Genomic DNA, 23,003 nt, shown 5'->3' on the forward strand with positions numbered 1-23,003 from the left:
GATTGCTTACACTGTAGCTAGCATCGTGTACTCTATTTATCCATGCCTGTGTTGGCGGACATGCCGGAGACGTTTACGTCGTCGTCGGCGTTCTCGTGTGGGGTGCACCCGCGGGAGCTCTACGCGTGGCGTGACGCGGGGGAGACCGTGGAGCTGTCTCGCGGAGTGTTTCGCCGAGCCGATGCGCCGCTGGCTGAGCATCCCGATCTGCTCGCCGTGTCATATCGGGCGCCCCGGGCGATCGTGTGCTGTGTGTCGGCGGCGGCGGTGCATGGGCTGACCGACGAGCAGCCGGTGGGGGTGCAGGTGGCGGTGGCGAATGGGCGGCATCCGCCGCGGATCGATTATCCGCCCACGAGGGTGTTTCGCTTCGACCCAAAGACGTTCGAGCTTGGCCTGATGAGCATCGAGGCCGCTCCCGCAGAGCAGATCCGTGCTTATGACCCTGCGCGTACCGTGACCGACTTAATGCGGTTGCGTCATCGCTTGGGTGAGTCGATCGCGCACACCGCGCTGAACCGTTACATGACCCGCTCGGATGGTCGGCCTGCGCTGCTGTTGGAGTACGCACGCGAGCTCGGCGTGCTTGGCCCGATGCGCCGCGCGTTGGACGTCGTGAGCGCCCGATGACCCCGGTGAGCCGTGCGACGGCTGCGGGACGGGCGTACCTGGACCTGCAGAACCGGCCCGCCGCGAAGGCCGTGGCACCCAGGAGTACCTGACCGCGTACGTGATCGAGCGCTGGCTGGCGCGGCTAAGTAGCTCGCCGTACGCGTCACAGTTCGTGCTCAAAGGTGGCGTGCTGCTCGCAGCGCTCGGTCAGCGCCGGCCTACCGTCGACGCCGACGCGCTGGCGATCGGTCTGACCAACGATGCCGAGACGGTCGCCGCACGTGTCGCTGAGATCGCGGCAGTCGAGGACGGCGAGGACGGCGTCGAGTTCCTCACCGCGACCGTCTCTGCGCAGCTCATCCGCGACCACGCGCTCTACCACGGTGTTCGCGTGACGATGGACGCGCGGCTGGCCACGGCGACTGTCAAGTTGCACTTGGACATCAACTTCGGCGACCCGGTCAACCCCGCACCGCAGCGGGTGTCCCTGCCGGGGCTGCGGCCCGCAAGCGCGCCAATTGAGGTGCTCGGCTATCCCGTCGAGACCGTTTTGGCGGAGAAGATCACCACGGCGATCGACCTCGGAGAGGCGAACACCCGTGTCCGTGATCTCGTCGACATCTACACCGTGACCGGCAGCCACGCGATCCGTCGCGCGCCGATGCACGACGCACTGCTGGCGACCGCGGAGTTCAGAGGCGTCGAGCCCGTGGCGCTGTCGGCTGCGATTGGGGATCTGGCCAACCTCCGTCGGGGCGACTACCGCGCCTATCGCGAGGCGCTCGGCCGCTTCGGCGAGCACCTGCCCGACGACCTCGGCGACGCGATCGCGGCCGCGACAGCGTTTGCAGATCCCATGATCACGGGCGTCGATGCCCCGAACGCGATGTGGGATCCAGACACGAGGTGCTGGACCACATCCCGGTGAGGGATCGACCGCGTGGTCGTATGCATGCGCCGTGCAGATGTAGGGGCTCGGTCGATCTTCAGGCACTTAAGGGCTTAAGTGCCTGAATCGCCAAATATCGCCTCGAATCCGCACTCAAATCGCGCTGCATGTCTGTCGGCTGCGCCATTGAAAATGCCTGTAAATCGAGCACTTTGGGAGTGCGATACGGTCGCAGATCCCGTGCTTGTGGTCCAGGCGGTCGCGGGTTCGAGTCCCGTCGCTCACCCTCATCAGAAGCCTCGTTTTTGCGGGGCTTTTGTCGTTGTGGGGTGGGGAGGAGGCGGGTTGTAGGCCTTCTCAAACTCAGGCACGAGTGCCTGAAACGGGGTGGATCGGGGCTCATCGACACCGATCCGCGGGTGAAGCGCCGCGCTCGTCACGACACAGTCCTCAGTCGTCGTGTGCCAGACCGGCAGGCCAAATCCAGGGCGGTGTACTCGTCTGCCGACACCATCGAGGTGAGTGCCGGCTGTCGGACGATCTGCGCTCGGGCTGCGGCATACCAGTCCGACGGTGGTTCGTCGATATCGAAGAAGGTCGCGACCGACTTCAGCGTTGGCTCCGGCTCGGCGACCAATTGCTCGTAGGCCACGTGCAGTACTTGGTCCTTCGGCAAACGGTCCAGCGCCTGGAGGCCGTTGACGATCATGGTCGACCACAGCGCACCGAACCGCGCCGGCGACAGGTCGCTCAGGCCCGGTCGCAATGTGGTCAGCATCTCGCGGAAGTAGCGGTGGCCGTGCATCGAGAGCGCGGTCTCTGCCCCATCGCGGTGGAGGTGCACGACCTTGGCGGCCGGGAACGCGGCGACGATCTGCGTCGCGTAGCCCAGCGAGCCGCCCGAGCGCTCGACCCACGCCGAAGCGCCGCTGCGCTGTGCCAGCAGGTCGAGCACTGCGCCGTACTGCACGCCGACCGGCCGTCGTTGGAATGTCTGCACCTCAACTTGCAGCTCGTCGAGTGCCCGGTCCGGTTCGGTCTCCAGCGTCGGAAGACACACCGCGGCGATTGCCGGCACGCCGGAGGCGCGGTCGTATCGAGCTCCCGGCGCGTCGACCGGATAGCGGAACTCCGACGGCTCTTCGTGCGCCGCCAGTGCTGCCGACCAGTCGGCCAGCGGCGTACCCAGCAGCTCCCAGAGCTCGCGTCCATCCAGCGAGTCGCGCGCGAACGCACGCGGGCCGATGGACGCGAAGAACTCCGACATGGTCGCGACGCCGGGGATCTGGCCCAGAAGACCTCCGAGCAGCGTCGAGCCGCAGCGACCGGTGCTCAGAACGAACCGCGGACGCACGGTCAGCCCGCCGTTCGCAGCCGGATCGTCGCAGCCGACCACTCGCCTTGGCGCGCCAGCGCGCGACAGCGAAACCGCTGGAGCTTGCCGGACGGCGTCTTGGGCAGCACGCCGGGTGCGACGAAGACGCAGGCGTCGAGCGCGATTCCGGTCCGCCGCACGGCCGCCGCGCTGAGCGCGTTGGCAAGCGCGCGGTGCGCCTCCTCAGCGCGGCGTCCTTCAACCAGCGCGACGAGCTCCGGCCGCCCTCCTCCACCAACATCGACCACCGCGCAACGCCCCCGGCCGACCCCCTCGACGTCCGCCAGCGCATCCTCCAGATCACGCGCGTACACATTCCGGCCGGCGACCGGGATGAGGTCGTCGGTGCGGCCCAGCACGTAGAGCTCCCCGTCCACGAGCACACCGAAATCACCGGTGCGCAACTCATCTGAACCGAAGTGGCTGGCGGTCAGCGCTGCGTCACGAAGGTAGCCCGACGCCAGTGATCCCCCGCGGACGACGATCTCGCCGATGCGGCCGGGCTCGGGCGTGTCGATGCGAATCTCGGCCTCGCCGACGGGAGGCCCGCAGCTGCAGAGCGCCACGGCGCCTGGTGCGTCGTCTCGGTCCAGGCACACCAGCTCGCCACGCTCCAAGGCGGCGCCGTCGGCGATCAGCGTCCTCGGTCCTCTTCCGACAGGCGACATCGTGACGGCGAGGACGGCCTCCGCCAGCCCGTACGCCGGCAGCATCGCGGTCCGCGAGAGCGCACCGTCGAACGTCGCAACGGCCTCATCGATCACGCGCGGATCGATGCGGTCTCCGCCCAAGACCAGCTTTTCGAGCGTGAGCCGCTGTATCGGTGCCGCGCCGGCCCGCCGAGCGACGAGGCTCAGCGCGAAAGCGGGCAACGCGCTGACTGTGGCGCCGAACGCGGCGATGTCATCGAGCCATGTCAGCGGGTGGGCCAGGAACCGTTGCGGTGTCCCGAGCACGAGACGATGGCCGGTCCAGTAGGTCAGCAGAACACAGCCGAACAGCCCCATGTCGTGAGACATCGGGAGCCAAACAGCGCCGATGTCGCGCTCCGGGTCGATCGCCAGCGCCACGGACAGCGCTTCGAGCTGGCGCGCGATGGCTGCAGGGGTGAGCATGCAGCCCTTGGGCTCTGTGGTGCTGCCCGAGGAGAACTGCACGAAGGCCGTCTCGTCGGTGGCCGGGAGGTCCGGCTCGAAGCCCGCGGGATTCCGTCGAAGGTCCTGGATGGCCAGCACCGGCACGGACAGATCCGCCGTGCCGAGCGCGCCAGCGAGGCTTCGATCGGTGAGCAGCAGCGTGGGCTCGGCGCGCCCCACGATCAGACGCAGCTGAGCGAGGTAGCTCTCCGGGGCCATGCCGCGTGCCGGGAGGGGCAACGAGACGACCACCCCGCCCGCCATCCAGATCCCGAGGACGGCTGCGCAGGCGTCAAGCGAGTTGACCAGGAGGCACGCCACGGGCGTCTCGCGGACAACGCCACGCGACCGGAGATCGGCGGCGATCTCCAGCGCGCGGGACCGCCATTCGTCCCACGACCACGAGCGGTAGCCGCCGTCCGCCCAGGCGGTCAGCAGCGGACCGGCCGCGCGGGCCGGTCCGCCAAGCGGTCTCCAGAGGTCGGGCGGCGCTTCACCCATCGCGGTCATCCGGCGGGCGGGAGCTTCGCGCAGCTGACCTCGCCGCTGGCGTGGCCGGGCTCCTTGGCCCCGGACCGCAGCGTGAGGCTCATCGTGCCGTGGTAACGCGCGATCTTGTTGGTGCACTTGGTCGTGCGGGTCGCGGACTTGCCCGCGCCGGCCGTGTTGAGCTCAAAGCGGGTCGTGCCCGCGGGGAAGCCGGACAGATGCAGCGCCGGCTTGGACCCGGCGGTCAACGTGGCTGTCACCGACCGGCTGTACTGGCCGCTCATCGCCCTGAAGCGCAAGCGGAAGGTGCCCGACGACTTGTGCGCCGGGATCTCGAGCACGCCGAAGTATTGACGGACGCTGCCCAGATCGCCCACATAGGTGGCGTACACGCGGGCGGAGGATGCTGAGGTCAGCCGGATCTCCGCGCCCGACGTGAAGCGCACGTCCACCGCACGGAGGCTCGAGCCCCGCGGGCGGGCCTGAATCGTCAGCCCCCTGAGGTTCAGCGCCGCGTCGCCGGCCGAGGGCGTCCGCGCAGTCCGAGCGGCGTTGCCGGTCATTGGCAGCGCAGCAGCGCAGAGCGCGGTGGCCGTGAGTGCCGGGACCGCGCGCCGGAAGATCGAAGACAGGTGCGTCATAGTTGATCCATTCGCGACAGAGTCATCACAAGTTCTCATCTATCAACGGATACTGAGCAGCAAGGTTGCGGTCGCGCGATCAGGTCGGCAGATCGATGAACACGGTGCCCGGCGAGCAGAGCTCGTAGAGCCCGCGCCAGGTCATGCCGGGATAGCGGTAGCTGCCATCGGCGTCCAGCAGATCCTGACCTGACCGGTGCAGCACCATCACGCAGAGCTCCGTGACGGCCAGCGAGTCGAGCAGGCCGCTCTCGACCACCGGGTCGTCGGGTGCGATCGCCTCGGGGCCGATGCCCGCAAGGCCCGCGACCTCCAGGACAAAGGCGTCCCAATCCGCGGCGCTCATCGCACCCCCTTCGGTCGGAAGACCAGCCGCTGCGGGATGCCGTCGGAGATCTCGTCGTCGGGCCTTTGGACCGAGGCGGCCGTCGACACCGGTGTGGGCGGCTGGGACAAGGCGTAGGCGAGCGGCCCGTCGGGCCGGCGCATCTCGGACCGGAACGCCAGGATGTGCATGTCCCAGTAGCGACCGTTCCAGAAGACGTAGTCCTTGAGCCGGCCCTCGGTTTGGCAATAGCGATCCACCGCGCTGGCGAACTGCGGCATGTTGTACTCGGGCACCTCGGCGTAGACGACGCGAAAGGCGCCCACCGTAAACAGGTAGTTGAGGAAGATCGCGATCCCGAGCGTGACCAGCGGGCCGGCGTCCAAACCAAAGCTCAACGCCGCGAAATAGCAGTGACGATCGAGCTGCGACGCGCGGTAGGCGAACACGAAGCCGATCGGCTGATCGTCGGCACGCCGAACGATCAGGTACTGAGCCCACACCCCGCCCCAAAGGGTCTGGACCCAGCGGTCGGGGCTGGGGGTCTCACCCCGGTAACGCCATCGCGTCGCGTATGGGCCCGCGGTCTCCATCGCCTGCAAGAGCCCGTAATCGCCTGGCATCACCGGCCGCAGGTACAGGTGCCGGCCCCCGAGGAGCGCGGCATCGTCTTGATCCATCTGCTCGACGTTCCCTTGACTCAGGACGACAGTGGGGCGCCCGGCCTGGCCGGGCGCCGCGTCGCGATCATCAGCTGGCCGCAGCTGCCCGCGTGCCGCTGGCCGGTGCGCCGACGCAGGCGGCCTGGACGAACACCCAGTCATAGACGCCCGCAGCGGGTGAGATGCGCCCGAGGACCCAGAAGTTGTTCAACGACTTGTACCGCCACAGGAACACGGTGCTGCTGCTCAACGTGCCGACCTGGTCATAGCCCGTCATGTTCCCCGTGTTCCACGGCTGGACGTTGGCGTACTCGGCGCAGTTCTTGAGGACCGGAGCAGGCGAGCCGTCGTTCGACGGGCTCACGTTGACCTGCGTCGCGAAGGTGTTCTCGTTGTAGTAGTTCCCCCCGCAGTTGTGGTCGTATGTGCCGTTCGGGGTGAGGCCGTGAATCGACGATTGGAACCAGCCACAGTGCTGGAAGTTGCCTTCGCCCCAGCCCGACTGGTAGCCGTTGACCGACCCGGAGCTGATGTCGATGTGCATGTTCGGGGCCGTGCACCATCCGGTGACGTAGGAACCGGCGCCGCGACGCAGCGTGCCCGAGTCATCGCACCTGTAGCTGGTTCCCGGGGAGACGGTCGCATTCGGCGTGACGCCGGGCCGCGCCTTCGGCGCCGTCGTCTTGTCCGGAACGAGCCCGATCGGACGACCGCCGACGTCGGCATTTGCAGCGCCGGCGGCGCCGAGGCCGAGCGCAACCGGCACCAGGGTGGCGCTGAGCGCCACACGACTGCTGATGACCATAGAAACCGCCGCTCCATCGTTCGTGGACGGCACTCGTACGCCGGCCTGTGTGCACCATTGATTCCGCGCGATGATCTAAGCACATTCGCACTGATTGCGCAACGGTCGTAAGCAGCAAGGATTTAAGTGCTATAAGTTTTAGCGAGCGATATCAGCTGAATCGACGCAATAAGGCAAATTTTGTTAGTTCGGCGGTTGCCGACACGTTGAAGTTCAGAGCAGGACTTAGGCACTAGTGCCTGAAACGTGGCGGATCGGCGCTAATCGGCGTCAATCCGCGGTTGCGGTCGCCTGGAATGGCGGGAAGGTGACCGTGGCGTTTGGGAGGCCTTCTGTCGGGCAGTTCGTCGTGCGCGGTTGAGGTTCCCGGACGCCACGGTGCTGGAGTAGATTGCGTGTCAGGTCGCCCCGTCTGGGCCAAGGCTTAGGACCGGTCCGGCGCCACCCGCGTCTCGATGATGCGGATCGTGCCGTCGAGGAGCGTGCCGAAGGTGTCGGCGAGGTGGTGGACGACGGCCCGGCAGCGGGGGAGGTTCAGGGTCAACGCGGACAGCCCGCCAACCGCAGCGCCGGCTAGGACGTCGGTGGGGTAGTGGATGCCCATCGCTACGCGGGTGATGGCGAGGATCGTGGCGGCGACCAGCGCGAGCGCGCCCCATCGTCGGGAGTGCAGCAGGAGCGCCACGGCGATCGCGAACGCCGCGGTGGCGTGGTCGCTCGGAAAGCCCGGGTCGGCTGCGTGCTTGGCGAACAGGTGAACGGTGTCCGGGTGGGCGATGAACGGCCGCGGTCGGTCTGCAAGCCGTGAGATCACCTGGGCGAGCGCCAGGCCCAGCCCGGCGCTGAGGCCGCCGGCGGCGACGGCGCGGCGCACGGCTGACCGGTGGGCGAGCTCGCCGCGGACCAGGACGAACGCTGCGATCAACATCCCTAGGAACAGGATCTCCGACGCGTTGGCGTAGGCCACCAACATGTCCTCGAGCCCGTCGTGGTGAGCGAAGAGGCGGTTAAGCGGGTGAAGGAGCGACATGTCCATGACGTGGGCCCATGATCAGCCGCCGCGCATGAACATCGCCTGAACACCGCGTTCACATCGTGTCTGGGTTCTCCGACGGCGACGACAGGCCGAGCAAGAGCCGCGTCCCGTAATACGGCTCCTCTCGTCGGACGAACCATCCGTTGATGCGGCGCAGGGTGAAGGTGTCGGTGCCGACGACGAGCGTGCGGCCGTCGTCGAGGACCTCGTCGACCTTCGTCGCCTCGGTGACGCCGAGGTGCATCACGCGCACCGGCATACCTTGGTAGGGGAAGGGGCGTGAGGAGGACAGCGGTCTTGGATCGTCAGGTTTCGCGGGCGGTCAGGCGTCGCGCCGCAGCAGCCCGATCACCGCGGCGCCGACTGCGACGGCGGCATAGGCGCAGAAGACCGCAAAGCCGCCCCACGGCGAGAGGTGGTGGGAGTCCTCGAAGGTGCTGGTCGCCACGGTGAAGCCGGCGTTGAGCGGGAGGTAGGGGTTGATCGAGTCACCGACGGTGTGGGGCAGGATCGCGGTGATGCCGGGTAGGACGAAGAGCAGGAACACGAAGAACGCGATGCCGCCCGCGGTGTTGCGGATCAGCGCGCCGATGCCCGTTGCGAGGATCCCGAGGACGGTCAGGAAGAGTGCGGTGCCGATGACGACGCGTAGGGCGTGCGGATCGCCGATGGCGTGCTGGACGTGGTGCTGGGTGCAGATCGCCTGCACGACGAAGAACGACACGACCGCCGAGATCAACATCAACACGAATGTGACCGTGGAGAAGACGCCGATCTTGGCCCACAGGACGGGCAGGCGCTTGGGCACGGCCATGAAGCTCGAGCGGATCATGCCGGTCGAGTACTCCGAGGAGATGATCATGACACCGAGCACGCCGATGGCGAGTTGGGCGAGGTGATAGCCGCCGACGCCGGCGTCGATGGAGTCGAAGGTGGCGCGGTCGTGCGGATCGAGGTGCGTCCAGCGGTTCATTTGCACGGCGGCGACGAGGATCCCCAGGGCGCCTTGGGCGACGACGGCGGCCAGCAGCGACCAGCGCGTCGAGCGCAGGCTCCACAGCTTGGTCCACTCCGAGCGGATGACGTTGGCCTGCGTCACGCGCCCGCGCGCGTGAGCGGCCGGGGCATGGTCGGTGGCGATGGCGGTGCTCATGCGGCGTGCTCCAGCTCGGGGTCGGGTTCGGTCGTCGTGGCGCGGTATTCGACGCTGTCGCCGGTCAAGGCCATGTAGGCGTCTTCGAGCGACGCCATCTGCGGCGTGAGCTCGTGGAGGACCACACGGTGGGTCGCGGCGATCTCGCCGATGCGCTCGCTGCCGAGGCCTTGCACTTCGAGGAGGTCGTGCTCGGTGCTGGTGACCGTCGCCCCGTCGGCGACCAGCCCGGCCCGTAGGCGCGCCGCCTCCGGCGTGCGGACGCGCACGGCCGCGTTCTGGGAGGCCTGCGCGACGATGTCGGCCACGCTGGTGTCGGCGATCAGCTTGCCGCGCCCGACGACGATGACGTGCTCGGCGGTCAGCGCGATCTCGCTCATGAGATGCGAGCTGAGAAAGACGGTGGCGCCGTCGGCGGCCAGGCGCTTGAGCAGGTTGCGGATCCAGAGGATGCCCTCGGGGTCCAGGCCGTTGGCGGGCTCGTCGAGGATCACCGTCCGGGGATCGCCGAGCAGCGCCGACGCGATTCCGAGGCGTTGGCCCATGCCCAGCGAGAAGCCGCCGGCACGCTTGCGCGCGACCGACTGCAGGCCAACCATGTCGATGACCTCGTCGACCCGGCGGCGCGGGATGCCGTGGGTCTGGGCCATGGCCAGGAGGTGGTTGTAGGCGCTGCGGCCCGTGTGGATCGCCCGGGCCTCGAGCATCGCGCCGATCTCGTGCAGCGGCGCGGCGAGGTCGCGGTAGGCCTTGCCGTTGACCGTGACGTGACCGGAGGTCGGGGTGTCGAGCCCGAGGATCATGCGCATGGTGGTGGACTTGCCCGCGCCGTTGGGACCCAGGAAGCCGGTGACGACACCGGGCGCGACGGTGAACGTGAGGTCGTCGACGGCGAGGCGGTCGCCGTAGCGCTTGCTGAGATGCTGGGCGTCGATCATGGTGTCCTTCCGTGGGTGGGGGAGAGAGGGCGTCGGCGGCGTCGCAGCAGCACGGCGGCCGCGGCGAGCGCGCCGATGACCACCAGGACTTCGACGCCGGTGAAGGCGTGGTGGACCTTGTCGTAGCTGTCGCCCAGACCCCAGCCCACCAGCGCGAAGCCGAAGCACCAGATCGCCGAGCCGATCAGCGTCAGCACCGTGTAGAGCCCGAGCGGGCTCTGCAACACGCCGGCGGGGATCGAGATGAAGGAGCGCACGACGGGCGTCAGCCGGCCGAGCAGGACGGCCTGCGATCCGCGCCGCTCGAACCACCGCTCGGCCCGCTCGAAGGTCTGCGGGGAGAGATGCAGCCAGCGGCCATGACGCTCGATCAGCGGGCGACCGCCGTAGTGACCGATCGCCCAGCCGATGAGCGAGCCGACCAGATAGCCGATCGTGCCGGCTGCCGCGAGGACCAGGTACGCCTCCAGGCCGTGGGGGATGACGTGGCCGAAGATCTCCGGGTGGCGGCCGGCGATCGCCCCGCCGGCCAGGGCGCCGGCGTAGAGCATCGTCAGCTCGCCGCCGACCGGCAGCATCGCGTCGGCCGCCATGATCAAGAAGACGGCGTAGACGCCGTTGCGTCCGATGAAGTCGGTCAGCGACGAGGTGATCGACGCGAGAGCGAGATGGCTCATGTCCCGCCAGGATGGGCGAGCGGCCCTGACTGCCGCCTGAACAGGCTGTGCTCAGCGCCGGTTGATCAGGTCGCCGCCGAACGGCCGAAGCCCACGAGCCGCGGCATAGCCCAGGTGGGGCAGCCCGAACGCGTCCTCGATCGATCGCAGCAAGCTGTAGTGGTTGTAAGTGTGCGTCGTGGTCGTGCCCGGTCGGGTAAATGGCGAGAGCATCACCGCCCCGACCCGTCCGCCGCCCGCGCCGCCATCGAGGCCACCGGGCGCCATCGTGTTAGGCCCGTGACGCTCGCCGCAGCAGGCGGCGCCATCGGCACTCCCCTCGTCGAAGGTGACGATCAGGAGTCCGTCGCGCCGAAAGGCAGGCGAGCCGGCGATCCTCGGGATCCAGCTGCGCAGGAAGGCGTCGGCCGCAGCAAGGCCGCCCGGGCCACCGTCGGCGCAGGTGTCGTCGTGGCCGTCGTGGCAGAGGTCTGGCGTGATGAACGACAAGTTGGGGGTCGTCTGCACTCGGGCGAGATCGGCCGGCAGCGCGGTGAGCGGCACATCGCGAGCGGCGCACGTCGCTCGCTTGTCGATGATCGAGTGGAAGTACACGAACGGGTTGTGGCGCGTGGCGTACTGGTCATCGGCGGTGGCGCTCTGGGTGCGGTCGGCGGCCCCGATCGCCGGGTGGGCGCACGCGCGGCCGCCGTCGCGGGCAGGATCGTCGCCCATGTCCTCCATGTACCCCTTCCAGGTCATGCCCCTGGCTTGGAGCTGGCCCGCGAGCGTCGGGACCGACGCCGGATAGACGCAGCCCTGGCCGAACACCTGACCGTCGGCGCGCGGGCTCCCGGGTCGGACATTGGTGAACGTCGGGCAGTCAGCCTGGGTGGCGAGCGTCGGCGCCTGGCCACTGATCAAGGCCAAGTAGTTGCTGAGCGAGTGATGGCCGATGCCGTAGTAGTTGGGGATGAACGCGCCTCGCCGACGCAGTGTCTTGGTGAGGTAGGGCGCGGGGGAGTCTGCGCTGAACGTCGTGCCTGCATCCTCGTTCTCGAGGACGATGAGGAAGACGTGGTGGATGGCGCGCGAAGTCAGGGCGGACGGTGCGCCGGTCGCGGGCGTCTCTGCGGGCGCAGTCGTCGCGCCGCCGCACGCGGCGATGGCACCGCTTGCGGCCACGGCGCTTAGCGCGGAGAGGAGCGCGCGGTGCGTCATCACCCTGAGAGCGATGAGCCGATGGGCCGGAACTCGAACCCGGCGCTGCGGATGTCATCGACGATCGCGGGCAGGGCGGTGAGCATACGGCGCCAGGAGAGCGGCACCGAGTAGCGATCCGCGTCGTGGAGCATCAGGATCTCTCCACCGGCGAGGTCGCGCGTGAGATCGGCCGCGATGGAGACAGCCGATGCGGTGGCGCGCGAGTCGTGCCCCCAACGCGTCCAGAGGACAGGCTCCCACCCGTGCTCGGTGGCAAGCGACAGTGCGGCGGCGCTGAGCACGCCATAGGGCGGACGGTACAGACGTGGGCGGATGCCGGTCGCGGTGACGATGGCGTCCTCGGCGCGGTGCAGGTCCTCGCGCAGCGTCCAAGGTGAGACGCGCAGGACGTTGCGATGTCGGTCGCCTTTGACGGCAATCTCGTGACCGGCGGCGACGGCGTGGGCTGCGACCGACGGATGGTCGCGCACCTGCTCGCCGGTGACGAAGAAGGTGGCGACGACGCCCATCGCCTCCAACGCGTGGAGAACTCGGGGCGTCCCTTCAGGGTCGGGCCCGTCGTCGAAGGTCAACGCCACCCCGTACGGGTCGCTGATGCGGTCTCGGACGCCAAAGCGCGAGCGAAGGCCGGGAGCCACCGTGCACAGGGCCGGCAGCGGATGTGTCAGGACGCTCAGCTGTAGACCGGTCATCGGTGACGCAGGCCGCGGTAGGCCAAGACGACGAGCAGGCCGAGGAGCACGCCGATCGGATCGAGGTGGTGGAGCGGCATTGTGCTGGCATGGTGCCGCCCTGACCATGACTGGTGCCTGAACGCACCCGCTCAGAGCACGTGCGATTGCAAGCATGCGCCGGCGCCCTTGGAAGCTGAGCCCGAGCGTGAGGCCCGACGCGGCGACCACGTCGGAGAGATGCTCCGCGCCTGCCGAACCCTCCGCCTACGCTTCGTCCCTAATGGTTGGGGCGGGCGCCCTCGACGGGCACGTACTCGAGCGCTGCGCGGTCCCAGCCGCCCCGATCGGCCGCCGCGTCGTAGGTCGTTTGCAAGAACCCCAACAACGTCGCGTCGGGGTCGGCTGCGGTCCGGACCGCCTCGTAGGGCAGGAGGAACTGGCGGAAGTCGGTGGAGTAGAACGCCGCGTCCGGCGTCACCGGCGCGGCGGCGTAGCCCTCTGGTTCCGGGTAGGCGTAGGCGTAGAACGCGCCTTCCTCGCCGCCGCCCGGCCAGAAGCCACAGCTCGCCAGCTCGTGCGAGTAGCCCTCGACCATCACCCAGTCGCCGCAGTTCGGCGCGCCGCCGGGGTGGCGCGGCGCGGTCCGGCCCGAGAAGCGCGTCACGGCGAGGTCCATCGCGCCCCAGAAGAAGTGCACGGGACTGACCTTGCCGCCGAAGCGCGCCCGGAACGCGGTCAGCACGCGGTCGGCCTGGACGAGCTGGCGCCAGAACAGCTGCGCGGCGACCGGGTCGTAGCTTGCGTGTGCGGTGTCCTGGTCGAACGGGACGGCGTCCTCGATCTCGACCGGGACCGGCCAGATCCGGACCGCGAGGTCCAGCGACGCGAGCGCCTCCTCGACCTCGGCGTAGAACGCGGCGACGCTCTTTGGCTCCAGCGCCAGCTCGCGCTGCGTGCCGCCCGCGACCGTGATCCGCAGGCGGTGCATGCAGAAGTCGAACTCGATCTCGAACGTGCTGCCGTCGCCCGACGGCATCGCCGATGTCGTCAGCCCGCGCGGCGTCACGTAGAGCGTGACCTGCCACCAGTGGTTGACCATCGGCGCCTGCGCCAGGCGGATCTTCCCGACGACCTGTGTCCAGCGGTGCAGCGTCTCGCGCGTCGCGGTCCAGTCGTCCACGCGCAGTGCCGGCCAGCGGGTCTCGGTCATGACCGCGAGCCTACGGCTACGGCACCCAGGTCTCCATGCACTACGAGATGCGGTGCGCGAGCTGCGTGCGTGACTTCACGTCGAGCTTCCGGAAGACCTTGCGGAGGTGGTACTCGACGGTGCTCTGGGCGATGAAGAGCTGCGCGGCGATCTCTCGGTTCGTCGTTCCGCTTGCGGCCAGGCGCGCGATCTGCTGCTCCTGCGGGGTGAGTTGGTCGAGCGTCTCCACCGTCCGTGGGCGGGCGTGCTCGCCGGTCGCCCGTAGCTCGCGCTCGGCGCGGTGCGCGAACGCCTCGGCGCCCATGCTGGTGAACGCCGCCATCGCAGCGCGCAACGGTTCTCGCGCGTCGCTGCGGCGCCGTTCGCGTCGCAGCCACTCCCCATAGAGCAGCTGTGACCTGGCCAGCTCGATCCGGACGCGGGTGTCGGTCAGGTGGGCGATCGAGTCGCGGTACAGGCGCTCGGCGACCTCGCCCTCGTTCAGCAACGCGCCCGTACGCGCCTCGATGCCGAGCGCCCAGCCGGAGCTGATGACGCCGGTGCGCTCCGTGAGCCAGTCCAGCGCGGCCTGCAGCAGCGCCCGGTCGTTGGTCCGGGCGGCCGCCTCGGCCAGCTCGCCCACCAGGAACGACCCGTATCCGACCGGGTCGGGCCGGAACGCCTCCCAGGCCGCGTCGCGCGCGTCGTCGTAGCGTCCGACGCTGTTGTAGAGCACGGCCCTCGCGTAGTTGTTAGACGTCCATCGCCGCGTGGCGGCCTCCTGTGAGGAGGCTTCGATGAGCTCGGAGGCCTGGGCCTCGTGGCCGCGCCACGCGGTGAGGATCATCGGGGCGTTCACGAGCGGCGCGTTCCCGGTCGCGTCGGCGATCAGGTCGGCTTCGTCGATCATCTGCGCGGCCGTCGCCAGGTCGCCCGCGAGCATGTGGCTTCTGGCCAGGAAGCTGAGCGCGAACTGCAGGTGCACGAGCGCGCCCGCCTCGCGGGCGACGCGCACTTGGCGAGCCGCGAGGCGATGCAGGGCCTCGTCGTCCCAGAGCTCGAGGGCGACGATGTTGCCGTCCCTCGAGCTCGACACCGAAAGCCGCGCACCGACGTCCTCGTCGGAGTCGCTCGCGCGCAGCAGCAGCTCGAGGGCTCGGGTCAGGGTCGGCGCCGCGGCCGCGTATCCCTCGGTCAGGCGGATCGCGAACGCGTCGAGCAGCGCGTCGACCGCCCGCGGCGGGGTGGGGCCGGGCGGCGCCGCCCGTGCGGCTCGCGCCACCGCCGTCGCACCACCGTCGACGTCGACGTCGCTGGACATGGCGCCCGCCAGCGCCTCGAGGTAGGTCTCGCGCGCCAGCTGGGGGTCGAGTGTGTCGAGGCGTCTCGCCGCGCCGAGGAACAGGCGGCCGGCGTCACCGCCACGCCGTTGCTCCAACGCGATCTGACCGCGCAGCAGGTCGACGCGTGCGCGTTCGAGCTCGTCGAGCAGTCCCGCTTCGACGCCGGTCAGCAGCTCGATCGCTGCCTCCAGAGCGCCGGCGTCGTACTTCGCGCCGGCGGCGGCCAGCAGGCGCCGCGCGCGGTGCGCGGGCTCGGGGGTGAGCGCGGCGGCACGCTCGAGGAAGGCGGCGACGGCAGCCAACCCACCGCGCGCCTGCGCGCGTCCGGCGGAGCGCTCGAGCTCTGCGGCGACGTCCTCGTCGGGCGTCGATGCCGCCTGCGCTCGGTGCCAGGCGCGGCGATCCGGATCGATCTCCGGATCGGTTGCCTCCGCGAGGGCCCGGTGGACGGCGCGGCGCTCCCGCAGCCCGGCCGAGCGGTAGACCGCCGAGCGGATCAGCGGATGACGGAAGACCACCCGGACGTCGAGCTCCAACAGGTCTTCGCCTTCGACGGCGTCCGCGACGGATTCGGGGATCCCGAGCTGCTGGGCGGCCCGCCAGACGACCGCCGGGTCGCCCGTCGGATCGGCCGCCGCGACGAGCAACAGGCGACGCGCGTCACCGGGGAGCCGGGTCAGGCGTCGCGTGAAGCTCTCCTCGATGCTTGCCGACAGCGGCACCGCCGGGGGCAGCCCGAACCCGCCTGCCAGCTGGATCGGCGTCATCCCCCGCGGCAGCTCCATCAGCGCGAGCGGGTTGCCGTGGGTCTCGCGGACGATCCGGTCCAGCACGTGCTCGTCCAGGCGCGCCGGAAGGACCGACTCCAGCAGGGCCCGCGCATCACGGCGCCCCAGGGGCTCGACGCGAAGCTCCGGCAACCCCGCGAGCGCGCTGCCCCGGTCACGAGACGCGACCACGAGCGCGATCCGCTCGGCCTGCAGGCGGCGGGCCACGAACGCGAGCGCGCGCGCCGACGCGCGATCGAGCCATTGCGCGTCGTCCACAACCGCCAGCAGCGGCTCCTGCACCGAAGCCTCGGACAGCAGGTCGAGGGCAGCCAATCCCACCAGGAACGGGCTCGGCGCCGGTCCGGCGCTCAGTCCGAAAGCGACGCGCAGCGCATCGCGCCGAGGACCTGGCAGGCGGTCCGAGCGGTCGAGGATCGGTGAGCACAGCTGTTGGAGCGCCGCGAACGGGAGCTCCATCTCGCCCTCGACCCCGAGCGTCTGCAGGACCCGCAACCGCTGAGCCTCCTGCACCGTCCATGCGAGCAGCGCCGTCTTCCCGACGCCCGGGTCCCCATGCACCACCAGGACCCCGCCGTCGCCGCCGCGCGCGGCGGCGAGCAGGCGGCCGAGCGCCTCGCGCTCGCGCTCGCGGCCGACCAAGCGGCCTTCCCGGAGGTCTGACGGCGAGCCCATACGGCCAACAGCATGCCTGAGGACGGCGCTCGGGTCGCGGACTAAGGAAATCCAGGATGCGATCGGCGCGCCGCGCAGCGGACGATCGTGTCCATGGACGCACCGGACACGACGACCGAGGCGCACGCCGACACCCGCCTGAGCAGCGCCCAGGACCTGCCGGACTACGCGCCGATCCCTCGTCCGGCGCTCGGCCCTGCCCTCAACGAGCAGGGCTACTACGTCGGGCGCGTCGAGCGCAACCTCTACTGGGTCACCGACGGCACCTATCAGTCAGCCTTCCTAACCACGAAGGACGGCGTCGTGCTGCTCGACGCGCCGCCCACCATCGGCCACAACATCCAGCGCGCGGTCGACGAGATCGCCGCCGCCAACGGCGTCAGCAACCGGGTCACCCACCTCGTCTACTCCCACCACCACGCCGACCACGTCGGCGCGTCATCGCTGTTTGACGGGACGGTCGCGCGCATCGGGCACGAGGAGACCCGCAGGCTCCTGCTCCGCGACGACGACCCCGCCAGGCCCGCGCCGGAAGAGACCTTCCAGGACGGCCGCACCCTCGAGATCGGAGGGGAGCGCATCGAGCTGTCCTGGCACGGCTCCAACCACTCGCCCGACAACATCTTCATCCACCTGCCCGACCACGACACGCTCATGCTCGTCGACATCGTCAACCCAGGCTGGGCACCGGTGTACCTGAGCAACCTCACCGAGGACGTCCCGGGCTACGTCGCGGCGCCTTCCACGGCGCTGACCTACCCTTGGAAGCACTTCATCGGCGGGCACATGGGCCGCCTTGGCACGCGGGACGACATCGCGCTGCACCAGCGCTACATGGCCGACATCGCCGACCACGCGCGAAAGGCGCTGGACACGGTCGATCCCACGCCGTACTTCATCAAGTACGGCGAGAACACCTGGGCGGCCGTGCGGGGCTACCTGGACGCGGTCACGGCCGCCGCGGCGACGCCCGTGATCGAGCAGTACACCGGCGTGCTGGCGGCGGCCGACGTGTTCACCGCCAGCACGACCTTCCACGTCATGCAGTCGATCCGGCTCGACCTGGGCTACGGCTCGCAGGTCCACCCGTGAGCCGCGTAAGGAGATGGACATGAACAAGGATCTGGGCGTCTGGACGCGAGAGGACTGCGCGCTCGTGCTGATCGATCACCAACAGGAGATGTTCGAGGTCATCCGCTCGGAGACCAGCGCCGAGCTGGTGGAGCTGCACGTGCGGCTGCTGGCCAAGACCGCCAAGAAGCTCGGGCTGCCGATCGTGCTGTCGACCGTGGGCATCGAGTACGGGTTCAACGGCCCGACGCTGCCCTCGATCGTGGACGAGCTGGAGGGCGTCACGTCGATCGACCGGACGTCGATGAACGCCTTCGAGGATGAGGCCTTCCGCGCGGCGGTGGAGGCGACCGGGCGCAGGCGTCTGATCATCGCCGGGCTCCACACCGAGATCTGCCTCGCGTTCGCGACCGTCGCGGCGCTGAAGGACGGCTACGACGTGATGGTCGTGACCGACGCGGTCGGCGGTCGCTCGCAGGTCGCGCACCGCACCGCCATCGAGCGGCTGGCGCACGCCGGCGCCGTGCCGACCACGGCGCTCGCCGTCACCACCGAGCTGTTCCGCGACTGGGCGACGCCACCCGCCGCGCCCGCTCTCGAGGCCATCCACTGGTACTTCACCGAGGTCCCGAAGCACACCGACGCCGTCGGGGTCGCCGAGGCCGAGAAGCAGGCCGCGGCAGCCGCACTGCAGGAAGCGACGTGATGGCCAGCGCACTGATCCGCGATCAGGTCGGCGACTACCTGATCACCCCGCAGAACGCCGCGCTCGTGCTGATCGACTACCAGCCGTCGCAGTTCGCGACGGTCCGCTCGATGGATCCGGACCTGCTGCGCAAGAACATCATCTCGACCGTCAGGGCGGTCAGCGCGTTCGGGCTGCCGATCGTCCACTCGACCGTCAACGTCACCTCAGGCCAGCAACAGCCGACCGTGCAGCGCGACTGGAACCGCATGGAGACGGTGCCGGACATCGGCGAGATCGTGCTGACCGAGAGGTTGTTGAAGGAATGAGCATCGAGCAGCGCGAGAACCTCGACGCGATCCTGCGCCAGTCGGCGTTTCCCGCCGGCAGCGATGTCCACGAGCAACGGCGGTTGCTGAAGGTGTTGTTGTCGGCGCAGCCGCTGCCCGCCGACGTGACCGTGATCGCGGCGGAACTGGGTGGCGTCCCGGCGGCCGAGATCACCGTGGACGGCGTCGAGCCGCGCCACGTCGTCCTCTACTTCCACGGCGGCGTGTACGTGATGGGGGACGCCTTCCTCGCCGCCGACCTGGCCTCGCAGGTTGGCCGGCGGACGGACGCCAGGGCCATCTCCGTCGACTACCGGCTCGCTCCCGAGCACCCGTATCCGGCAGCGGTCGACGACGCTCTTGCGGCGTATGAAGCGCTCCTGCTCAGCGGCGTCGCCCCTTCGGACATCGTCTTCGCGGGAGAGTCCGCAGGCGGCGGACTCGCCATCGCGACCCTGGTCAACGCTCGCGATCACGGGCTGCCGTTGCCGGTCGCGGCCTTCGTCATGTCGCCGTATGCCGATCTCACCCTGGCCGGGACGACCATGGAGACCCGGCGCGCGGTCGACCCGCTGCTCAGCTGGGAGGCTCTCCAAGCCCGAGTTCCCGACTACACGGCAGGGCAAGACGCGGCTCTTGGCCTTATCAGTCCCGTGTTCGCGGACCTGTCCGGCCTGCCGCCCTTGAGCATCCAGGCCGGAAGTCACGAGGTCCTTCTCGACGACGCCGTCCGCCTCGCGCGGCAAGCCGCCATCGCCGATGTCGAGGTCACGCTCGAGATCGTCCCGGGGGTGCCCCACGTCTTTCAGGCCTATCACCCGATCCTCGACGAAGCGGCCGCGGCGCTGGACCGGGCCGGGCGGTTCCTGTCGGCGCATCTTGCCGGCGCGGAACACGTCAGCGCCTAGCTCATGGAGCCCGATCGGCAGGTTCGAGCGAGCGCCAACGCGGTGCTCGTCCTCGTCGCGGTGGCCCAGTTCATGGTGATCCTCGACGCGAGCGTCGTGAACGTCGCACTGCCGAGCATTCAGCGCGACGTCGGCTTCTCCGAGCAGAGCTTGTCGTGGGTGCTCAACGCCTACACGTTGCTCTTCGGAGGGTTCCTGCTGCTCGGCGGGCGCGCGGCCGATCGACTCGGTCGTCGCCGCCTGTTCATGGCCGGCATTGCGCTCTTCGCGGGCGCGTCGCTGGCGTGCGGGCTGTCGCAGTCGGAGTCGACGCTGCTGATCGCCCGCGGCGCGCAGGGCCTCGGCGGTGCGATGGTCTCGCCTGCGGCGCTGTCGATCATCCTCACGACGTTCGCGGAGGGGAGCGAACGGAACCGGGCACTCGCCGTCTGGGGCGCGATAGCCGGTGCGGGCGGCGCGGTCGGCCTCCTGCTCGGGGGCGCGATCGTCGAGGTGCTCAGCTGGCGCTGGGTCTTCTTCGTCAATGTGCCGATCGGCGCGGTGGTTCTCCTGCTGGCGCCGCGGATCCTGCCCGAGAGTCGGGCCGAGGGCGTCCGCGGCGGCTACGACCTCGAGGGCGCGACGACGATCACGCTCGGCACGATGGCGCTCGTCTTCACCTTGATCAAGGCCAACGAGTGGGGCTGGGGGTCGTCGCGCACGCTCGCGGGCATCGCGGTTGCCGCCGCGCTGCTGGTCGCCTTCGTGTGGATCGAGCACCGCAACGACAATCCCCTGGTCCCGCTGCGCATCTTCTCCAACCGCAGCCTCGCGGCCTCGGATGCGACGATGCTGCTGCTCGCCGCCGCGCTGTTCGGCGTGTTCTTCTTCTGCACGCTGTACCTGCAGCAGGTGCTCGGCTACAACGCCCTGAAGACCGGCGTCGCCTACCTGCCGCTCAGCTTCACGATCATCGCCAGCTCCACGATCGCCTCGGGCGTGGTCGATCGCCTGACGCCCAAGCCGGTGCTCGTCGGCGGGCTCTTGATCTCGACGGTCGGCTTCGTGCTGTTCACCCGCCTGCAGGCCCACGGCGACTACGCCGGTCGCGTGCTGCCCGCGATGGTCGTGATGGGCATCGGGCTCGGCATGTCGTTCGTGCCGGTCACGATCGCCGCGACCACCGGCGTCGCGGCCGAGGACTCCGGTCTGGCCTCGGGATTGCTCAACACGGTCCAGCAGGTCGGCGGGTCGCTGGGCCTGGCCGTCCTGTCGGCCGTTTCCACGTCGCGGGCCACGAGTGCGCTGGACGCCGGATCGACGCCGGCCATCGCGCTGACGCACGGCTTCACGGCGGCATTCACCGTGTCCGCGATCCTGTGCGCCGCGGCCGCCGTCGCGGCCATGGTCCTGCTCCCGGGGCGCCGGCGTGACCTGGAGAACATCCACGCCGAGACCGTCGCGATGTCCTCCGCGCGCGCTCCGGGCGCGCCGTGCGGCGGCCACCTCGCGCGGGTCGCCTCATGGGGCCACCGCGCGCGCCTCGCGGTGGCGCGTCCGGGTTCGTAGCTACGGCACCCAGGTCTCGGCCAGCGGTGTCACCTGGAGCTCGTGTGTCGCCGCGCGGGGTCCCTGCTCGGCGAGGAACACGACGGCGTCGGCCACCTGTCGCGGTTCGGCCAGCGCGGCGGGATCGACGCCGGGCCTGCCGCCGCCGGCGTAGGGCTCGATGCCCGCGTCGACGATCAGCAACGCCACGTGGATGGCGCGGTCGCGCAACTCGAGCGCGGCCGCTTGGGTGATCGCGCGCACGTCGAACGCGCCCGCGGCCCAGAGCCCGCGGCCGGGCATCGCCCGCCGTGACGAGCCGCCGGTCACCTGGATCAGGGTCGCGGGCCGGTCGAGCGGTGCCAGCGCGCCGCCTGCGCCCGAGAGGAACGCGAACGCCGAGCGCGCGGGCGCCACCGACCAGCTGTCGAACGCGTCTGGAGCGGCGTCGGCGATCGGGCCGCCGCCGAACACGCCGGTCCGCGTGCCCCCGTAGGCTGCCGCTGCGTTGACGACGAGGTCCAAGGGGCCGAGCGCCTGCGCGGCCTCTTTGACGGTCGCGCGCACGGTCGCCTGGTCGGTGATGTCGGAGCGCAGCGCGAGCGCGCCGGCCGCGGTGATGGTGGCCAGCGTCTCATCCGAACGCGCGGCGCCTGCGACGTTCCAGCCTTGCGCGACGAGCGTCTCGATGATGGCCCGGCCCAGGTTGCGTGCCCCGAAGACCAGGGCGCTGCGGGGTGGTTCGGTCATGACGTAGTCCTACCAGCCTGGGGCAGGCCATGGCGGAGCCGAAGCACGCGGCGTAGGGTCGGGTGTCATGGAGGCTGAGACGCCGGCTGTCGAGACCGTGATCGCGCGCGACGCGATCGAGAACGTCTGCGCGGGCCGTCTTGACCGCATCGCCGAGTTCTATGACGAGGAGTTCGTCGACTACGTCAACGGGATGGTCTTCCGTGGCCATGACGAGGGGCGGGAGTCGATCGCGTTCTACCAGTCGCTGTTCAGCCCGCTGCGCTTCGAGGTCGACGAGCAAGTCACCGAAGGCGACCGGGTCGCCAGCCGATGGACCCTGTATGGGACCAATCGCGGCCGCCGGGTCGTGCTGCACGGCATGGTCATCAGCCGTATCCGTGGAGGAACCGGTAAATGTGGAGTATGGACGTCTATTTCCCCAAGTTAGGCGATAGACTCCAGTCATGGCTCGCGCAGCTTCAGCCTCGGATCCCGTCGCTTCGGCGTATCTGACGCTGCGTCGCGCGCGGCGTGAGGGCCCTGATGACTTGGCGGCGGGATTGGATCGCGCCCAGCAGCAACTCGAGGAGGCGTTCGAGGGTCGGACGACATCCAAGGCCGAGGCGGCAGAGCGGCTGGGTGTGAGTGCGCAGACCGTTGATACGTGGGTAGAGCGGGGGCTGCTGCCCACCGTCAAGGATCCTCGCTACGCGCGTGAGCGTGTGCCGCTGAAGCTGTTGATGGCGCTGGTAGCAGAGGTTGAGGAGTTGCGTCAGCAAGGGCGGAAGCGCGGTTTGTTGATCGAGGCGCTCAGCCGCCTTGAGACGGAGGGCGAGGACTGGGGTAAGGAGATCGGTCCCCTCGTTGAGCGTGCCGGGGAGCCGCTGGATCGTTCGCAGTACGTTGCGGCGCGGCGAGACAGCTGGCACCCGGAGGATTAGCGAGCGGTGCGCTGGGAGGTTCTGGTTCGTCGGGAAGTCGAGCCGCTGATTGATGCGTTACATGGAGTTCCCCCGTTCTCGTGGGCAGGGGTGGTTTAGGCGGCTTGGTGTTCTTGTAGATCTTCTGTGATCATCTTCTCGTATTGGACCGGGGAGAGTTGCCCGAGCCTGCTGTGTCGTCGTTCGCGGTTGTAGAAGAC

The 23,003-nt window shown here is 69.5% G+C and carries 26 protein-coding genes; 9 read left to right on the top strand and 17 right to left on the bottom strand.

The genetic code is table 11. The features are described from left to right. The first annotated feature begins 42 nt into the window (after positions 1-42). Both VGO10_RS17385 and VGO10_RS17390 read left to right on the top strand, forming a co-directional pair. Complete coding sequence (locus VGO10_RS17385) at positions 43-630, top strand: hypothetical protein (protein WP_327470687.1); 588 nt, start codon at positions 43-45, stop codon at positions 628-630. A 100-nt stretch (positions 631-730) separates the two neighbouring features. Continuing rightward, complete coding sequence (locus tag VGO10_RS17390; protein WP_327470688.1) at positions 731-1,540, top strand: nucleotidyl transferase AbiEii/AbiGii toxin family protein; 810 nt, start codon at positions 731-733, stop codon at positions 1,538-1,540. 397 nt (positions 1,541-1,937) lie between these two features. On the opposite strand, the gene VGO10_RS17395 is transcribed toward VGO10_RS17390, so the two are convergent. From VGO10_RS17395 to VGO10_RS17465, 15 genes are all read right to left on the bottom strand, one after another. Next, on the bottom strand, positions 1,938-2,855 hold the full coding sequence (locus tag VGO10_RS17395) for a sulfotransferase (RefSeq protein ID WP_327470690.1): 918 nt from the start codon (positions 2,853-2,855) through the stop codon (positions 1,938-1,940). Between the two features lie 2 nt (positions 2,856-2,857). Continuing rightward, positions 2,858-4,513: an AMP-binding protein gene (locus VGO10_RS17400; RefSeq protein ID WP_327470692.1), complete on the bottom strand. Its 1,656-nt coding sequence runs from the start codon at positions 4,511-4,513 to the stop codon at positions 2,858-2,860. A 5-nt stretch (positions 4,514-4,518) separates the two neighbouring features. After that, positions 4,519-5,142: a hypothetical protein gene (locus VGO10_RS17405; protein ID WP_327470694.1), complete on the bottom strand. Its 624-nt coding sequence runs from the start codon at positions 5,140-5,142 to the stop codon at positions 4,519-4,521. A 79-nt stretch (positions 5,143-5,221) separates the two neighbouring features. Next, positions 5,222-5,488 carry an acyl carrier protein gene (locus VGO10_RS17410; RefSeq protein WP_327470697.1) on the bottom strand — a complete coding sequence of 89 codons (267 nt, stop codon included), beginning with the start codon at positions 5,486-5,488 and terminating at the stop codon, positions 5,222-5,224. Further along, entirely contained in the window at positions 5,485-6,060 is a 576-nt protein-coding gene (locus VGO10_RS17415; protein WP_327470699.1) for a hypothetical protein, read from the bottom strand. The genes VGO10_RS17410 and VGO10_RS17415 overlap by 4 nt, the downstream gene beginning before the upstream one ends. A gap of 157 nt (positions 6,061-6,217) precedes the next feature. Further along, complete coding sequence (locus tag VGO10_RS17420) at positions 6,218-6,934, bottom strand: hypothetical protein (protein WP_327470701.1); 717 nt, start codon at positions 6,932-6,934, stop codon at positions 6,218-6,220. A gap of 424 nt (positions 6,935-7,358) precedes the next feature. Further along, the gene (locus VGO10_RS17425) at positions 7,359-7,970 is read right to left on the bottom strand and encodes a phosphatase PAP2 family protein (RefSeq protein ID WP_327470703.1); all 612 of its coding nucleotides are present in this window, start codon (positions 7,968-7,970) and stop codon (positions 7,359-7,361) included. Positions 7,971-8,022: 52 nt separating this feature from the next. After that, positions 8,023-8,223: a hypothetical protein gene (locus VGO10_RS17430; protein ID WP_327470705.1), complete on the bottom strand. Its 201-nt coding sequence runs from the start codon at positions 8,221-8,223 to the stop codon at positions 8,023-8,025. Positions 8,224-8,292: 69 nt separating this feature from the next. Further along, positions 8,293-9,123, bottom strand: coding sequence for an ABC transporter permease (locus VGO10_RS17435; protein WP_327470708.1), 831 nt, complete (start codon positions 9,121-9,123; stop codon positions 8,293-8,295). After that, positions 9,120-10,061 carry an ABC transporter ATP-binding protein gene (locus tag VGO10_RS17440; protein WP_327470710.1) on the bottom strand — a complete coding sequence of 314 codons (942 nt, stop codon included), beginning with the start codon at positions 10,059-10,061 and terminating at the stop codon, positions 9,120-9,122. The genes VGO10_RS17435 and VGO10_RS17440 overlap by 4 nt, the downstream gene beginning before the upstream one ends. Then, positions 10,058-10,738 (bottom strand): DedA family protein, encoded by a 681-nt coding sequence (locus tag VGO10_RS17445; protein WP_327470712.1) that lies wholly within the window; start codon positions 10,736-10,738, stop codon positions 10,058-10,060. The genes VGO10_RS17440 and VGO10_RS17445 overlap by 4 nt, the downstream gene beginning before the upstream one ends. A 51-nt stretch (positions 10,739-10,789) precedes the next feature. After that, positions 10,790-11,938 (bottom strand): alkaline phosphatase family protein, encoded by a 1,149-nt coding sequence (locus VGO10_RS17450; RefSeq protein WP_327470714.1) that lies wholly within the window; start codon positions 11,936-11,938, stop codon positions 10,790-10,792. After that, positions 11,938-12,633, bottom strand: coding sequence for a polysaccharide deacetylase family protein (locus VGO10_RS17455; RefSeq protein WP_327470716.1), 696 nt, complete (start codon positions 12,631-12,633; stop codon positions 11,938-11,940). The genes VGO10_RS17450 and VGO10_RS17455 overlap by 1 nt, the downstream gene beginning before the upstream one ends. 259 nt (positions 12,634-12,892) lie before the next feature. After that, entirely contained in the window at positions 12,893-13,825 is a 933-nt protein-coding gene (locus VGO10_RS17460) for a DUF5996 family protein (protein ID WP_327470718.1), read from the bottom strand. Positions 13,826-13,865: 40 nt separating this feature from the next. Further along, on the bottom strand, positions 13,866-16,610 hold the full coding sequence (locus VGO10_RS17465) for an ATP-binding protein (RefSeq protein WP_327470720.1): 2,745 nt from the start codon (positions 16,608-16,610) through the stop codon (positions 13,866-13,868). 93 nt (positions 16,611-16,703) lie between these two features. Here VGO10_RS17465 and VGO10_RS17470 point away from each other — a divergent pair, with 93 nt between their 5' ends. The 5 genes from VGO10_RS17470 to VGO10_RS17490 are packed head-to-tail and all read left to right on the top strand — an operon-like array spanning position 16,704 to position 21,151. After that, a complete protein-coding gene (locus tag VGO10_RS17470) occupies positions 16,704-17,702 on the top strand; it encodes an MBL fold metallo-hydrolase (RefSeq protein WP_327470722.1) in 999 nt (332 codons plus the stop codon). 19 nt (positions 17,703-17,721) lie between these two features. Next, positions 17,722-18,387 (top strand): isochorismatase family protein, encoded by a 666-nt coding sequence (locus tag VGO10_RS17475; RefSeq protein WP_327470724.1) that lies wholly within the window; start codon positions 17,722-17,724, stop codon positions 18,385-18,387. Continuing rightward, positions 18,387-18,695: a hypothetical protein gene (locus VGO10_RS17480; RefSeq protein ID WP_327470726.1), complete on the top strand. Its 309-nt coding sequence runs from the start codon at positions 18,387-18,389 to the stop codon at positions 18,693-18,695. Before VGO10_RS17475 ends, VGO10_RS17480 begins: the two co-directional genes overlap by 1 nt. Next, a complete protein-coding gene (locus VGO10_RS17485) occupies positions 18,692-19,603 on the top strand; it encodes an alpha/beta hydrolase (protein WP_327470728.1) in 912 nt (303 codons plus the stop codon). The genes VGO10_RS17480 and VGO10_RS17485 overlap by 4 nt, the downstream gene beginning before the upstream one ends. 3 nt (positions 19,604-19,606) lie before the next feature. Next, entirely contained in the window at positions 19,607-21,151 is a 1,545-nt protein-coding gene (locus tag VGO10_RS17490) for an MFS transporter (RefSeq protein ID WP_327470730.1), read from the top strand. On the opposite strand, the gene VGO10_RS17495 is transcribed toward VGO10_RS17490, so the two are convergent. After that, positions 21,152-21,880, bottom strand: coding sequence for an SDR family oxidoreductase (locus tag VGO10_RS17495; protein WP_327470732.1), 729 nt, complete (start codon positions 21,878-21,880; stop codon positions 21,152-21,154). A gap of 67 nt (positions 21,881-21,947) precedes the next feature. Here VGO10_RS17495 and VGO10_RS17500 point away from each other — a divergent pair, with 67 nt between their 5' ends. Both VGO10_RS17500 and VGO10_RS17505 read left to right on the top strand, forming a co-directional pair. Beyond that, the gene (locus tag VGO10_RS17500) at positions 21,948-22,310 is read left to right on the top strand and encodes a nuclear transport factor 2 family protein (protein ID WP_327470734.1); all 363 of its coding nucleotides are present in this window, start codon (positions 21,948-21,950) and stop codon (positions 22,308-22,310) included. A 16-nt stretch (positions 22,311-22,326) separates the two neighbouring features. Further along, entirely contained in the window at positions 22,327-22,803 is a 477-nt protein-coding gene (locus VGO10_RS17505; RefSeq protein ID WP_327470736.1) for a hypothetical protein, read from the top strand. Positions 22,804-22,898: 95 nt separating this feature from the next. Here VGO10_RS17505 and VGO10_RS21860 read toward each other — a convergent pair. After that, positions 22,899-23,003, bottom strand: a 105-nt coding sequence (locus VGO10_RS21860; RefSeq protein ID WP_414642257.1) for an IS3 family transposase, incomplete at its 5' end; no start/stop codon positions are given.

Source organism: Baekduia sp., assembly GCF_035996765.1.
GTDB lineage: Bacteria > Actinomycetota > Thermoleophilia > Solirubrobacterales > Solirubrobacteraceae > Baekduia.